The organism is Labilibaculum euxinicum (genome assembly GCF_963678175.1).
Taxonomy (GTDB): Bacteria; Bacteroidota; Bacteroidia; order Bacteroidales; family Marinifilaceae; genus Labilibaculum; species Labilibaculum euxinus.
The window spans coordinates 2,690,416-2,706,542 of the sequence record NZ_OY782756.1 but is presented as its reverse complement, the minus strand read 5'-3'; the positions used below and the strand labels follow the sequence as shown (position 1 = coordinate 2,706,542).

At 35.7% G+C, this 16,127-nt stretch carries 11 protein-coding genes; 1 reads left to right on the top strand and 10 read right to left on the bottom strand.

The window, feature by feature from the left end:
- Positions 1 to 44 precede the first annotated feature (44 nt).
- The 9 genes from ACY0M5_RS10845 to ACY0M5_RS10805 form a co-directional block, all read right to left on the bottom strand.
- The gene (locus ACY0M5_RS10845; RefSeq protein WP_461629114.1) at positions 45 to 1,202 is read right to left on the bottom strand and encodes a FecR family protein; all 1,158 of its coding nucleotides are present in this window, start codon (positions 1,200 to 1,202) and stop codon (positions 45 to 47) included.
- 272 nt (positions 1,203 to 1,474) lie between these two features.
- Entirely contained in the window at positions 1,475 to 2,032 is a 558-nt protein-coding gene (locus tag ACY0M5_RS10840) for an RNA polymerase sigma-70 factor (RefSeq protein WP_124991370.1), read from the bottom strand.
- A gap of 605 nt (positions 2,033 to 2,637) precedes the next feature.
- Positions 2,638 to 3,807 (bottom strand): thioredoxin family protein, encoded by a 1,170-nt coding sequence (locus ACY0M5_RS10835; protein WP_461629113.1) that lies wholly within the window; start codon positions 3,805 to 3,807, stop codon positions 2,638 to 2,640.
- A gap of 130 nt (positions 3,808 to 3,937) precedes the next feature.
- On the bottom strand, positions 3,938 to 4,729 hold the full coding sequence (locus ACY0M5_RS10830; protein WP_461629112.1) for a peroxiredoxin family protein: 792 nt from the start codon (positions 4,727 to 4,729) through the stop codon (positions 3,938 to 3,940).
- A gap of 247 nt (positions 4,730 to 4,976) precedes the next feature.
- Positions 4,977 to 6,278, bottom strand: coding sequence for a peroxiredoxin family protein (locus tag ACY0M5_RS10825; protein ID WP_461629111.1), 1,302 nt, complete (start codon positions 6,276 to 6,278; stop codon positions 4,977 to 4,979).
- 236 nt (positions 6,279 to 6,514) lie between these two features.
- Positions 6,515 to 7,930 (bottom strand): RagB/SusD family nutrient uptake outer membrane protein, encoded by a 1,416-nt coding sequence (locus ACY0M5_RS10820; RefSeq protein ID WP_461629110.1) that lies wholly within the window; start codon positions 7,928 to 7,930, stop codon positions 6,515 to 6,517.
- Positions 7,931 to 7,940: 10 nt separating this feature from the next.
- On the bottom strand, positions 7,941 to 11,462 hold the full coding sequence (locus ACY0M5_RS10815) for a SusC/RagA family TonB-linked outer membrane protein (protein WP_461629109.1): 3,522 nt from the start codon (positions 11,460 to 11,462) through the stop codon (positions 7,941 to 7,943).
- A 175-nt stretch (positions 11,463 to 11,637) separates the two neighbouring features.
- The gene (locus tag ACY0M5_RS10810) at positions 11,638 to 12,825 is read right to left on the bottom strand and encodes a FecR family protein (protein WP_461629108.1); all 1,188 of its coding nucleotides are present in this window, start codon (positions 12,823 to 12,825) and stop codon (positions 11,638 to 11,640) included.
- Positions 12,826 to 13,036: 211 nt separating this feature from the next.
- On the bottom strand, positions 13,037 to 13,594 hold the full coding sequence (locus tag ACY0M5_RS10805) for an RNA polymerase sigma factor (RefSeq protein WP_461629107.1): 558 nt from the start codon (positions 13,592 to 13,594) through the stop codon (positions 13,037 to 13,039).
- A 436-nt stretch (positions 13,595 to 14,030) separates the two neighbouring features.
- Here ACY0M5_RS10805 and ACY0M5_RS10800 point away from each other — a divergent pair, with 436 nt between their 5' ends.
- Positions 14,031 to 14,474, top strand: a complete 444-nt coding sequence (locus ACY0M5_RS10800; protein ID WP_461629106.1) for an HU family DNA-binding protein — start codon at positions 14,031 to 14,033, stop codon at positions 14,472 to 14,474.
- A 468-nt stretch (positions 14,475 to 14,942) separates the two neighbouring features.
- Here the strand turns inward: ACY0M5_RS10800 and ACY0M5_RS10795 are convergent, their stop codons facing one another.
- On the bottom strand, positions 14,943 to 16,112 hold the full coding sequence (locus ACY0M5_RS10795) for a thioredoxin family protein (RefSeq protein ID WP_461629105.1): 1,170 nt from the start codon (positions 16,110 to 16,112) through the stop codon (positions 14,943 to 14,945).
- Positions 16,113 to 16,127 lie beyond the last annotated feature (15 nt).

Below are 16,127 nucleotides of genomic sequence, written 5' to 3'. Positions count from 1 at the left end.
TGTTTTCGGGGAACCTGGTCCGTTCCCCGTTTTTTTTATTCTGGTTATTTTCCGCTGACAAACAATCCTTTTTGATTCAAGCTGATTTCAACTGGCGAAACCTCTTCAATTAAACTAATTAGTTTGTCTATATCTTCATATTTGTTGAGTACTCCTGATATTCGTCTGTTTAGCAATGCATCATCTTTACAGTTTATTTCTACTCCATACCATCTCGACATTTTACGAAATACACTTCCCAATGGCTCCCGGTTGAAAACAAACTTTCCATCCTTCCATGCCGAATACTCGTAAGTTTTCACTTCACGTACCCTAATTTGATTCGAATTACGATCTAATCCAGCTTGCTCTCCGGGTGCAAGCACCACTTGGTTGCCACCATAAGCAAACTTTACTTTCCCTTCAACCAAAGTAGTTTGCACCTCTGCTTCATCGTCATAAGCCATAACATTAAAAGATGTTCCCAACACCTCAACATCGGAACCATCATTCATGTGAACCGTAAATGGTCTTGCTGCATCTTTTGACACTTCAAAATAGGCTTCTCCCTTAAGCGTAACCCCGCGTTTCCCTTTTCCAAACTTTACCGGATATTCTAGTTCTGTTTGTGCATTCAGCCATACTTTTGTTCCATCGGACAGTACCATTGCATATTCCCCTTTTACCGGAGTAACAATGGTATTGTACTCCAACACTTCCCCGCGAGTCTCTCCTTGCTGATAAATTAGATTGTGATTTAGATTTGTTGCCAATTTCTCTTTTCCTGATTTGATCTCTTTTCCTTGAAAATCCTCGAGGTAAATGGTTTTGCCATTGGACAATTTTAAGCTGGCTTTGGCACTTCCCGCTTCTACAATAACCTGATTGCTGCTCCAATACACCTCATTCAACAAATAAGTTGTAGCAAGCAAAGGCAACAGAATCACTGCGGCCCACTTTAGTGCTGTTCGAATGTAAACAATCGGACGATTGACCAATTCCGGAACCTGATCGGTTATTTTACTCCACGATTTTTTGCGATCAACCTTTGCATACAAATCATGTTTCTTACGGATCTGTTGCGAATCCGATGCTTGATGATATGCTTCCTGATTGCTCTTCTTTTCGCTTATCCAATCTGCCAGCAACATCTCTTCCTCGTTGGTCAATTGACCAACTTTCTGCTTGGTAATAAGCTCAGCTATGTGAAAAATATTCTTCATTTATTGTGTGTGATTTATTAAAGAGACCACTATGAAGAAAAAGAGTGTTAGTGAAAAAGTATTTTTTTTTCTAAAAATATTATTAGCAAAGGATGTATCGATGAACTACGCAGGAAATCGTGTATACACAAATGCTAAACTCACTGGGAAAATGGGTTAAATTAAAACCACAAAATATAACTCTTTAGGGACAGAGAGATTGAGCTGCCGGGTATATTTTTCCCCTTGCATGAATTTCTAAAGATAATTTCAAAACATGGTTTTAGGCCTGATTAACTATTGATTCCCAACAGCAATGCAATAACAAAAGCATGCTCTCCCAACTTCTCACGAAGTTCTCTGTACGCATTTAATTTGTGCGATTTAATGGTATTCACTTTTAATCCCATTATATCGGCAATTTCCTTATTTTTTAAGCCTAATAAACTGTATCGGATAATCTTTTGACGTTGCAGAGGCAGTTCTGCAATAAATTTGTAGAGCAATCCGGAGACCTCTTCGGAGAGTACCTGATCCAAAAAAAACTCCTCTGACTCCAATCGAGGCAAGGTTTCTTCTTTGTAATTTCTTCTTACCTGTTCGTGTTTAATCTGGTTCAAACACTTGTTTCGAACAGCACGATACAAATACACTTTTAGACTTGTCTCGTTTTGGTATTCATCCTGCTTCTCCCACAAACGAACAAACACATCCTGAACTAAATCCTCACTTAAATCAACGCTTCCCAAATAAGAATTGGCAAAACCAACCAAGCCCGCAAAATATTGCTCAAAGATCTTTTTAAAGCTCGATTTATCTAATCTTATTTTATTTAGATGATCCAAGGGCATAGGGGAGTTTAATTCGGCCTCTAAAATAATCAGATTTCCTTACAATCAAAAAATCTTTGTTTTTAATTCTATCTCCTTATTCTACCTATTGTTTTCATAAGAAACATTTCAATATAAGCCTTCGATCCCAAATACATTCTCAGCAACCAAGCTCCCTCGGCAGCAACAAACAGCCCTCCTTTTTCGCAATGCAAAACAAACTTAAAAAAGGGGAAAAAAGCTTATACCAAGCAAAATACATTGGCACTACCAATTATTGAACCCCTGCAAATTGCATTCACCCTAACCTACTTTTCCCTATTAAATACTATTCCGAAGACTAAACTGATGAACTTGGCAAACCTAACACTTTATCAAAATGCAGGTTTTACTTAGTTTTACACTTATTGAAATGGAAAATAAATTGAAAAGATCTGTTTCTGGTAAAAACAGACAACCCATCGGCTCGTAATATTTATTGAGGAACTCCCTTCTCTTTGGTTAATGCTGAATTTGTTTCTCTTTTTTTGAGACATAAAAATACCCCAAATGTTGTGTCTAACATTTGGGGTGCAGTTCAAAGATAAAGGTGGGTTTGGCTTGTATGAGCAAAAAAATCAGCAGATTTAATTTTTCTCATTCAAAAATATTGCTGACCACAAGTCTTTCTTTTGATCTTCGGGTGCTAACTCTATTGATTTTGTAGCCTGAATTTTCGCCTCTTCTGTTCGTCCTGCTTTATTCAATATGCAGGCATATGTATCTATATTCGCAAAATTAGTATTCAATTCAACAGAGCGCTTGGCCATTTTCACAGCCTTGTTTACCAATTCTTTATCAAGATCCTCTTTTGCTTCAGCAATAGTCCATGCATATTGGTTCAAGTTCTCGAAGTTGTCAAAATCATACCTTATTCCATAATCAGCCACTGCCTGATAAAATTTTCTCTGATCAGGATCACTTTGAAGCATATTCATATCCAAAAATGCAACCATCTTTGTTCCAACTTCTTTGTCGAGAGCAATTAACTCTTTCTTTTTAAGACTTAGAGCCTCCATATCGCCTTTACGAGCCAATTGTACCATTTCACCGAACATGGTATACTCCAAAAACTGGTCAACCTGTGCTTTATCAGCTACAGCATAAAACCTGGCCTTATTTTTCAACACAAAGTGAAAAACAGGATTTGATGTGCTTTTAATTGTACTGGCAATTAACTCGGCATCTTTTGTATTAATCAGATCTTCAGTTTTTTTACTTGAAAAATAGCTGTCAACAGCCTCTTTTGCATCAATACCCGCGTTTGCAGAGGTCATGATGTACCTTTGCATAAATTCGGAACTACGATCTCCTTTTTCGAATTGTTTGTTTAGTGCAGCCCAGTTATTTTTAGGATCTAAAGCTAACGTAGCTGTCGCGATAAGTGATTGTGCATCGCCTGCTCCCACCATTTTGTGCTGCAGTTTGCCATCGGCATCCAACCACAATAAAGTAGGAAAAGCAGCAACCTGATATTTTTCCATTAAAGGTTTTCCTGCTTCCGATTCCATATCCATTTTCACATTCACAAAATTCTTGTTAAAGAAAGCTCCGACTTCATCTTGAGTGAAGATATTTTTCGCCAAATATTTACAAGGACCACACCATGTGGTGTAACAATCTATGAATACAGTCTTATTTTCTTTTTTTGCTTTTGCCAGGGCCTCTGCAAATGTTCCGTGTTCAAATGCTATGCCTTGCGAAAATGCGCTGACAAAAACGAATATGCTTACTAATGATAAAATTATTTTCTTCATGTGTTTTATTTTTTTTACTTGGTGAATATTATTAAAGATCAATCTCTAAATATTTCTGTCTTGTTTATAAGACAACAAAAACCTATAATAAGGTGAAAGATCAAGTAAAAAACATTATAACTAGAACTACCTAGTTTTTAAATATTTCGGATAATTTTGTTTGTAATTTTTCTCCTTTAAGGTCTTTAGCTACAATTTTACCATCCGGATCGATTAAAAAATTTGAAGGAACTGTTATCACACCATACATGTTCGCAACTGTACTTTCAGAATTAGTTTTATCTAACAAATTTAACCACGATAAACTATCCTTTTTAACAGCTCTAATCCAAGAATCCTTATTTTGATCCAAGGATATAGAAATTATTTCAAAATTTTTACTCTTGAATTCCTTATAAGCCTTAATTAAATTGGGATTTTCTGCTCTACATGGTTTACACCATGATGCCCAAAAATCTACCAAAACATATTTCCCTTTAAATTCACTGAGACTGTGCTCTTTATCTTTCGCGTCCTTAAGTATAAATACATTTGCTTGTTTTGTATTATCCTCTTCTTTAATTAAAGTACTACTATCATTTGCTGAAGATTTTAAAGCAACTAAAGAATCAGTATTAAAGCTTATCGAAAACTTTTCTGTTTTAGGAGGTAAACACATACCATTTGTGCATGCCATGTATTGTATCGTAAAATTTAAGTTTGTTTTTTCTTTTGATTTTAATTTTAAGCTTTGTGTAAAAATAACTCCTTTAGAATAATAAGAACTCTGCTCATGCTCCTTCTCTATTCCTTTTTCTTTCGTTGCATCAATTAATTGAATATTGCTGTTTTTTTTTAAACTTATTTGAGTTGGCATTGCCAAACCAGCATTAGATACTTGTTGCGTATAAATATGCCATGGCTCCTTTACTGTTGCCTTCATTTTTAAGTCATAAGTAAGCGAACCTGTTTTTACCGTGTCAATTTCCCATGATACAATTTGGTTATTCTGGGAAAACCCAATAAAAACCATTGAACAAAATAGTACAATTAAAATACCTTTCTTCATTTATACTTATTTTACGTTTAACATTTTTAGCTCTTTATTTGTCAAAGTTTTCAATTTAACATCTAATCCAAATTATTATTATACTTAACGATGGAAACATTAAGATGAAAATATTTTCTTTTCAGTCTTCACTTTTATTTTTAGCCTTAGTAATTTCTACCATAGCTTTTAACTTATAATATTCTCTATCTGTAGACCCAGCATAACCAGAAGAATAAAACCTGATATTACCCATAGTATCAAAAACTATTTTAGTTGGCGTTCCGTTAACACCATATGCTTCGTTAGGCTCATCACGCAATACATCTAGGGAAATCCCTTTTTTAGTTATAAAGTTTTTAACCGATTCCTGTTCTTCAAATAGATTGATAATAAAAAGTTGAAAAGGCTCCTTTTTATATTCAGAAACAACCCGTTTAAATCCTGCAAAGGCAGAAACACAAGGCGTACACATGGTGGTCCAAAAATCGATAACAAGAATCTTTCCTTTGTAATCATTAAAGTTTATGGTATTACCATTCAGGTCTGGTAAGGAAATCTCATATACTTGCTTAGTAGCATTAAAAAGAGAAAATGGTTTGCCATTACCGCTCGGTGGTGGAATTACTCCTTGAAATGGTATAGTACTTTCTCCTATGTACAATTTCTCAACCTCCTCGTATTCATTTTCATAGGCCTCTTCCTGTAAGTCTGCAATTAATTTATCAGCTCCTTTAACATTTCCATGTACTTTCTTATAAACTTGTCTTAAAGTCTTAACTAACTTTGGATTTGAGTCTGCATTTCTAACCGCATTAACGAGAGTATCTAAAGCCTTTTTATCCTCACCAGCTGCCGATAAAACAATAGCGTATCGGTTATAGTAATTAGATTTTGAATCTTTAAAGTATTTCAATTCTCTAGCTCCATCCTTAATCTCTGATGACTTTTTAATATTTTTTAAAGCTATATCAACGTTTCCTAATTCTGCATTAGCCACGGCATTTACCTCTAGCAGCACTTGTAATTGATAAATGCCTATTACATCATCGTCCTTACCTTTCTTCTCAATATCATCTATAATACCTTTTGAAATTTCTTCAACAATATTTAAGTACTTCTTATCGTCTACCAAATCTTGCAAAACATAGGTTAAGTTAATCAAGCTTACCCCTGAAATTTCAGGATTCGTTTGCATATAGTACCTGTATTTTTCAATATTCCCTTCAGCTAACCAACCCGTTGCTAGAGCTACACGGAACACGTTATACAGTTTAGTTTTGGATTCAACCTCAGGATCTTCCTGAAGCATTTCATTAAAATACTTCTCCTGATCTTCCACTTTAACAATCAAATCAAAATCTTCATAGTTGTACTTTTTAATTACTTCCTGTTGCACCCAACTTGAACAGGTTATCAATAGGCACATGATCAATCCTTTCATAATAATATTTTTTATAATGAGTTTGTATAATTTATCCTTCAAGCTTTTCTTGCAAAACCTGTACTTTTGTTATTTTTTTTTGAGCCAACCCGTTTTCTGAATTTAAAGCGAAAAAGTCGTACATAATAAAAAGATTAATGTTCTCATAATCATTAATAGAATCCGCTAATAAAACGAGGGTACTAAATCAGGTCTCGCTAAAAAAGCGAGACCATGATTATTTATTTCCTCCTTATTTATCTAGGGTTTTGTTCGATCAGTGGATTTAATGCAATCACTTTTCGAGGAATTGGCAAGATATACTTATTATCTTCGGGTTCTAAAGTTTTTGTTTCCCCGTACAGGGTATGGCTAATTGTCTTTTTAAAAGCCGTTTCTTTGTTTAACCGCTTAAGATCGAACCATCTTAATCCCTTAAACATACACTCTCTACGTCTTTCTTTTAAAACAATATCCAAAAGCACAAGAGGATCTGTTTCTGTGATATCAACCACACCAGTCTTATATCTTTTTGCACGAAGCTGGTTAAGTACATCCAATACGTCATTAACAGTCACTTCTGTTGCAGAATTCTGCAGAATATCTCTAAGTTTAGCCTCAGCTTCATTTAGGTAAATTTCTCCTAAAGTGATACCTCTGCTACAATCACCATCACCCGAAAAACGGGTTCCATTAGGATCCGGAGAAAATGAATAAAATGCTAAATCCGTACAGAACAAACTAAATCTAAGATCGTTAACCTGATCAAAAAGACCTAATAACTCATCTGACATATAATACGCCTCTGACTTATCCGACGCATCTTTAAAAAAGATGACATCTGGTCGTTCCCAAGCTCTGTAGGCAGTTGGCCAATTCGTAAATCCAAAATCAGGTTGTCCCTCCATAACGGGGATTATCGTATTATAATCTTTAATTTCTCTGGACAATAATCGAGCTTGTTCTGCTGCTTTCCATGCCAACTTATACTCCCCTTTATACAAATGAAGTCTTGCTTTTAATCCATACACAGCCTGCTCTGTTCCTCTGAAAGAATACTCAACCTCTCGTGGAAGTAAATTCTGTGCATCATCCAGATCTTTTTCTATTTGCTCATAAACCTGAGCAACTGTTGCACGACCTATTTTCTCATTCACATCTGAAGCTATTTTTAATGGTACTCCTAAATCTGTGGATGCCGTATTCTTATCGTAATGTTTTGCATACAAATTCACAAGTCCAAAATAATTGTAGGCTCTATACAGCAACGCCGTTCCTTTAACAACATCTCTGTTGTAATTGCCTGCTCCTTCAGGTGCTTCATCTATTGATTCTATAACAAAATTAGAGAGGTATATAACATGATACAGGTGATTCCAATCATCATCATCCTCATCAAAATTATACATGTAATCTTCCCACAAGAAAGCATTCAACCCAATAACATCTGTCTGATTTCCTATCGCATCGGTCATAGTAATATCATCAGTCATCAAGGTCATATTATTAATTCCGTAAGTCATTGAATTTGAATCAAACTGATCAAATCCGTCTAGAATCATTCCAAAATCATCAACCGTCTTGGGAATTACTTTCCCTTTTGGTGTCTCATCCACAAAATCCTGACACGACAATAAGAGAAAAGATATCAATAGTATATATATATTTTTCATTCTTCTTTTCTTATAAATTTAACTTAAGACTAACTGTATATTTACTTCTTGCCGGCAAAGAAATTAATGAACTTCGGTAAGAAAAGCTATCGACATAATCACTATCCAGATTGTATCGGTTAGCAGCCCAAAACCATACATTTTCAGCACTAAGGCTCAACTCTCCTCCTTTAATCGGCAGGATTTTTTTAAGCTTACTCAAATCGTATCCCAATCTAATACTCTTTAAACGAATAATATCAGCATCATCAACCAGGTAATCACTATTCTTGACAGCAAGAACTCTTGAAGAATTATTAAAACTGCCAGTAGTTTCAAGCTTAGGAAACATCTTTACAGCCTCATCTCCGGGTTTAACCCATCTGTATTTTTCCGACATCCATTTAGTAGGATCAAAGCCAATAAAGGCCGAATTATCCGGAGCAGGCAATCTCATTTTATGTCCGAACTTGTAGGTAATAAGCATAGACAAGTTAAAACCATTATATTTCAAACTCGTATTAAAACTACCAAAGACAGGTGGGGTTGCTCTACCCATAATTTTATAGTCATCAATAGTAAAATTAGACAACTCTTTAAAAGCATAAACCTCGTCTCCTTTTCGTTTCATAACCAAAGGCTCGCCCGTTTCATCCAATCCTCCATATTTTATTGCGGCAATAAAATCGATGGATTGTCCTTCCATTGGTGATGGTGTGAAAAGACCATCAGCAGTAGGAGTATAGTCTATTGAGGTAACTTCATTGTTGTTATAAGAAAAGTTCAAACCAGCATCCCACTTCAACTTCTTATCAAGTATTCTAGCATTTAAATTTATATCAATACCCCTGTTTCTAATTGATGCTGCATTTTTATAGATAGTCGACCAACCAGCTGTGGGATCATTACTAACACGACTTAACACATCATTAGACACCTTGTTGTATATCTCAACAGTCCCCATAAGCCTGCTATTAAAAGCAGCAAAATCACAACCTACATTTAAAACTTTTGTTTTCTCCCATCCAAGTTCTTTGTTTTCAGGATTAGTAATGTCTAAGTAATTGAGGCCTTCCAGAAAGGAGGAACTTGTAATCTCTCCCACCATATCAGGACCCGTTGATTTATCAATGTTTCCACTCAAACCATAAGATACCTTTAAGGCTAAATCATTTACAATTCCCTCGCCAAAAAATGCTTCTTCAGAAATATGCCATTTCGTACCAACAGACCATGAAGGGTTATTTCTGAAATCGCTTGAATTTACCAACATATTGGTTTGATCGAGGCGTAGGCTGGTAAAAAGGTCATATTTTTCCTTATAAGTAACCGAAGCTGATCCAAAATAGGAGGCATATTTCTCCAGTATTTCGGAAATATCCGTATAATTTTTCAAACCAATTTCGCTTCCGGTAGCTCCCTTTAAAATACCCGCAGCTAAAGATGCCTGATCGATAGATTCAAAACTCATGATATCTGGATCATATCCATATAATCTATCGCTATTATTTTTAACTTGAATCGAATACAATTCGGTACCCCCCATTACTTTAAAGCAAAAATCATCAAGCTCCAACAGATAATCCAGTGTATTTCTGAATACATATGATTTAAACTTTGAATTACTCCTATCGAGAATACCGCCTTTTTTTGGCAAATGATAATCGATAATATTAGCATCAGTAATATTATCAACCTCAGTATAAGTATTCTTCATAAAACGAGTATAATCGTGATCTGGAGAATAATAATCTTCACCATTAGTGTTCCCTATTTCATAACTACCATAAACAGAATATTTCAAATTCTTTATTGGTTCAATAGTTAACTTCAGGCTGGTTGTTATATTTGAAGATTCTGATGTTATATCATTCATTCGTACTTTACGAAGATTATTCTGACTCCAATCCAAAAACCCCTTACTTTCAGTTAATTCCTGATACTCCTGTTTAATGTCGTAGTTTTGATTCTCATAGTCGCCATTTTTGTCAAGAATTCTAAGATAGGGTGCCCTTTCCCAGGCTCTTGCATCACCATTATTGGAACCCTTGCGATATACACCTCGAACTCCTAACTGAAGATCAATCCCCTTGTTCAGGTTAATATCGGTATTTCCAACAAAATTCACTTTTTCCGATGAGTTGCCAACAAGCTCGGCATTTATCTTATCGTAATTTACCGAAAAATAATGCGAGGCTCTCTCTGTACCAACACTTAATGAAATATTGTGTTGTTGAAGTGTTTTTCTCCTATAAAACAGGTCTTCAACTTGTGATTCTTTATCGAAACTTCCTATTTCATCAACTTTCTTCCATGCCTCATCAAGATCATATAAACCTTTCTCATAGTCAAGATAAACTCGCTCCAGAGGATTCGATCCTGCTGTGCTCCCCCATTCAATGAATCCCTTACCTAACAATCTCTCAAATTCCAAAGCCGCATATTCAGCAGAATTTAACTGTCCATAGTCAGAAATATCCACCTTGTCTTCAACACTGTAACTTCCTGAATAGTTTATAGATAATTTCCCATCCTTTTTCCCTCTTTTAGTAGAAATCACAACTACACCATTTGCAGCACGCACCCCCCAAATAGAAGCCGATGCAGCATCCTTCAAAATAGAAATCTGATCAATATCGTTCGGGTTAATATTAAAATCCGAACTTTCCAAAGGAATACCGTCAACAACAATTAAGGGTTTAGTACTTGCGTTAAAAGTACTCTGACCACGAATCATTAGATTATTGTCTTTATCGACATAAACACCGGAAGCAGCTCCAATCAATTTTTCTCTAAAATCCGTAGAAATAACAGCATCTAGTTCTTCACTTTTTAAAATTTGAAATGATCCGGTAGCCCGTCCTTTTTCAATAGTCTGAAGACCTGTTACAACAACCTCTCCCAAAGTTTCAGAATCAGCTGACAAGATTACATTCTGCACAGCTTGCCCATTATAAGCTACCTCTTGCGATGTCATACCCACAAAAGAGAAAATCAAAAATGCATCTTTGTATTCAACCTTAATGGAATAATTTCCATCAATATCAGTAGCTACACCATTACTGGTTCCTTTAACAACAACTGATACTCCTGGCAGTGGAATACCATTTTCGTCGGTTACGTTACCAGTTACCCGCTTTTCCTGCACTGCTGGTGCTGGTGCTGGTTCTGAAACAGGAGCAACATATTCTCTTTTCGAAATGATAATTACATTATCATCCAACTGGTAGTCTAAACCACGTTCATACAAAACATCTTCCAAGAGCTCTTTTAAATCCTGTTGATCAGCTTCGAGACTAACGGTTTCCTTTCCCGACACCAAGTCGTGGTTATAAAGAAACTCGTAATCGGTTTGATGAGCAATCTCCGAAAAGAACTCAACCAGACTGGCTTCGTGCATATTCAAATTGACCAATGCATTCTGTCCCTTCACGCTTGCTGTAAGCTGAAAAACTCCAACCAGCATAAATATTGTAAATAGCTTCATACGCATTACAGCTTTCCTCCACCTTCTTTTCTCGAAAAAGGAGGTAATTCCAAATGATTTTTTCATAAATTTGTTAGGATTACATTACACATTAGTATTCATCTATTGATTCCACTCAGGGATGAATACAGTAATTTTTATCACTTCGGGTTTGTTCGCGCAAACCCGATTTTTCTACTTATTATATTGGGGTTTAATCTTTTTGGGTCGGTTTTTCTCATTGGTTGGTTTTTTATTTCATTTATTTTCTTTGAACAATTATTGTTTTATCCTTAAATAAGAACTTTACCTCATTTGTTTTTTCAATCATTCCAAGCAAGCGGTCCAGGCTCTCATATCTCTTTAATGTTCCTGTAAAGTTTAGATCTCCTGCCTCCCTGTTCTGATAGAATACTTTCACATCGTACCAGCGCGATACCCGGTTCATGATATCAGTCAAGCTCGATTCCTGAAAAACAAACTTTCCATCTTTCCATGAGGTATATAAATCAACATTTACTTTTTTATTTTTCAGATCACCGCTCTTCTTTAAGAAAACGGCCTGATGTCCGGGATTGAGTAACAGGTTTTCCTCAGGATTCTTATTATCCATTACCGAAACACTTCCTTCAACCAGTGTAGTACGTATGGCGTCTTCGTCGGCGTACGACGAAATATTAAAATGCGTTCCCAAAACACGTACATCAACACCTTGTGTTTTCACTATAAACGGACGGGTCTTATCCTTGCTCACCTCAAAATAAGCTTCTCCTTCCAGCAACACCACTCTTTTGTTGTCGGCAAACTGGGTAGGGTAACGCAGGCGGGTCTCGGAGTTCACCCAAACTTTAGTTCCATCTTCCAATTGTAATTGATACTCTCCGCCTCTTGGTACCACCAAGCTATTGTAAATTGTTTTTTGGTTATTTGTTTTTGCACTAACATTGTAAACCAAAGCAGAGCCGGTATTACTAATTACCGTACCATCCTTTTCCTTAATTTCATCTTTTTCCTTCTTTTCTTCCAAATTCAATACTTCACCATCATCTAATATAAGCTCGGCCTTTTGCGATCCAGGCTCAATTGCAGCCAACCATTGTTCTTGTTTCGCGATTCCTGAATCGGAATTGCCCAGATACATCATTACTGAAAATAAGCCAAGCATCAATAAAACTGAGGCGGCGTATGGCATTGCCTTCTTAATAAATCTCATCCGAAGAGTTGCCCTCGATTGCTGTAGCTTTCCAAGATACTTTTCAAATGCCCGCCCCACATTTGCCTGTGGTAATTGCAACGCTTCCTTTGAATTTGCAGAGAACATCTCCAATCCTTTATAAAAGCGCTTATTTCCATTCTCTTTCAACCACAATTCCAACTCATGTTTCTCCTCATTGGTAATAGGCTGTCCCCCAAGAGACCTGGAAATAATATCAATAATTTTTTCTTCCATTTGTAATTAAAATTCAATCTATCGATTAAGTGTGTACACCCTTAAGACAGATCTGTTTAGAAATGATGTGACAAAAAATTAACTTTTTTTTACAATTTAGTAAATGCCGGCTTTTAAACAAGAAATAATAATCTGGTGCAATAGCCCGTAAGTAACTGCATTATTACAACCAACTTATTTTGATTTTAAATGAGAAGTGATTTGGAAAGGTCTATTCATGAAAAAACAGTAGATAGAACAGATGCGGTGATTTGAGTTTTTCTCTCAGGAATTTGAATGCACGCACCATATGAGTACGAACAGTATTTATGGTAACACCCAGTTCTTCTGCCGCTTCATTATAAGTGTATCCATGTACGCAGCAAAGCACAAATACTTCTCTGCATTTTTCCGGCAATTCGTTGATGGAAGAATAAATTAGCTGAGAGTTCTCAATTGTATTGGCATTTGCTTTGGGGGCAACCTCTTCTTTTTCCAAATGATCTATATCATGAATCAGCTTTTGTTCGCGTTTGATGTAATTCAGACATGAGTTTCGAACCGATCGGAAAATATAGGACTGAAGATTTTTTGTAACCGATTTAAATCGCTTCTTCTCCCAAAAATCAACAAAGAAATCCTGAACAATATCCTCGGCCGCTTCCGAATCTTTTAGAATACTATTTGCCCACAAAAACAAATCCTGATAATATTTCTTAAAGAATACCTCATAAGATTTCCGACTTCCGGTACGCATCAATTCATTAAGTATATCTTTTGATTCGGGCATTTGGGGTTTTTAGATCGTGGTTAGCGAAAGCAAAAATAGGATTTTTTTTGAAAGAAGAAAACAGTTGTTTTCAAGACATTTAGAATAGGATTAGCTGCTTCCGCTGCCGGCACCTACACCTAATTAACAACAAAAAATAATACGTGTTAAATCAACTCAAATTTACTGAATCGGGGAAACTTGGCACATTTGACAGATTAAATTTCTATTTATTTGACTTAATTTTAAAACTATTTTTGAAATATGAGATCCATTAGGATTTTAATTTTCGGAACAAAAAGGCAACCCACCGGCTGGTCATCAACCGGACTGATTTGAGCGTGAGACTGGAAGAGGAGGCCGATGGGTTCTGTGATATACAACAAAATCGTAACTAATTGTATTGGAGGCAAATACGGCAAAGGGAATTCATTTACGGTTAAAATTCATAAAACAAATGGCAATAAATTTTAAAGTCATTGAAAGAGGCCAACCAGGTGTAGTAGGTGGCGGCGAAAAAAAATACTATGCAAGCAACATGATCAGTGGAAATGCTGACATTGAGGAATTAACTGAAGGCATAGAAAAAATAAGTACCGTGAGTGGTGCCGATATCCGGGCCGTACTTTATGCCCTGACTGATGTTATTCCAACTATGCTTGCCGATGGTAAATCTGTGAAACTTGGCGAAGTAGGAAACTTCCGGGTAAGTATCAACAGCGAGGGAAAAGAAACCGCTGAAGAGGTAAATGCCAACTGCATTAAAAAATCGAAGATTATCTTCACTCCCGGCAAAAATTTAAAGGGGATGCTGAATCATTTAAAGTACCATAAATTGCAGGCCTTAAATTTCATGCTTACCGCAACATTTTGCAATCGCTACTGCAACTTTTTGCGGTAAGCACTGCAAAAAGTTGCAGTAAGCATAATTTTGAAACAGGATAAGCATTCCGCTCTTGTACACTACTGATTCTCTTTTTTAAATCTGCTTATCACAAAAACAAACTCGTGGTTTACCTGGAAGTAAACACATTTGTGTATTGTAAATATCCTAAATAATAAAGCAAAGCTTCATTTCTTCAATTACTCTTTCCTAAAACCTACTCTAATTTTAACCCTCTGTTATCCTAAAATACCCCAACGTTTTTCAAAAAAACTATTTTATTTCACTCAACAGATATTGAATATATTCTCTTGTTGAAATAGTACCATAATCACTCTTCCCTTCTATCCTTTTTAAGTAATCATTCCCTATTTTTTTAGCTTTCTCATTATCTCCTGCAATAACAATTGTAATTTTCAATTGATAATAAAAAAACCCGAAAAATTAAAATTTCGGGTTTTTTATTATAATATGTTTTGATGTATTTTATAATTCTCCGTTCAAACATTTTTGAGACCATAAATTTTTTCTCTCTTCCTCGGAAGCCATATCTACAGATTTTTTAGCCATTTTTATGGCTTCGTCAATTTCTCCAACTTTGTACAATGCATAAGCGTAAGTATCAAGATTGGCAAAGCCTTCATCCAGTTTAACCGCACGTTTTGCTATTTCTAAAGCTTTTTGCAAAATATCTTCTTTTACTTCTATTTTCGCATCAACAATCATCCATGCATATTGGTTCAAGGTTTTTGCATCATCAGATACATATTTTAGAGCGTAGTCAGCAAGGGCATCGAAAAATTTGTTCTCGTCTGGATCGCTATATAATTGTTCCAATTCCATTAGAGCAAATAGTTTGTTTGCAACTTCCTCATCCACTTTAATTAATTCTTTTTTCTTTTGTGCAATTGTCTCTTCATTTCTTGTTTTCATCGCATTATTGAGATCTTTTTCCATGGTCTTTTCAATAAATTTATTGATTGTAGCTTCACCAACTACATCTTTAAATTTTTCGCTATTTTCCATAACAAAGATGAATTTTTTATCGTTCACAGATTTTATGGTAGCACTCATGATTTCAAGATCTTTAGCGTTGACCAATTCTTCGTTTGTCCGCTGGGCATAATAAGCTTCTGCAGCCTCATCAACATCTTCACGCAGATTTTTAGCTGTTAAAATATATTCCTGAAGAAAAGGAATGCTGCGTTCTCCATTATTGTATTTTTTTGTAAAACTTCGCCAATTTTCTTCAGTATCAAATGCCGTTTTAGCTACTTCAAGTAAAGCCGAAACCGACATGCCACCTATAGCTTTGTGTTGAATATTCCCTTCTGCATCTAACCACAATAAGGTTGGGTATGCTTTTACCCCGTATTTTTTTGTCAATTCAATTCCTTCACCTTTCTCCATATCCATTTTAATGCTCACGAAGTTGGCATTAAAATAATCTCCCACTTCTTTTTGAGTAAATACCTCGCTTGAAAGAAATTTACACGGGCCGCACCAAACGGTAAAACAATCCATGAAAACCATTTTATTTTCAGCTTTTGCTTTTGCCAGGGCTTCGTCAAGGGTTCCGTGCTCAAATTCAATTCCTTGTGCAAATACACCCACTGAAAATGTAAATGCGACAATCACTAGTAATAATTTTTTCATAATTTTCTTTTTATA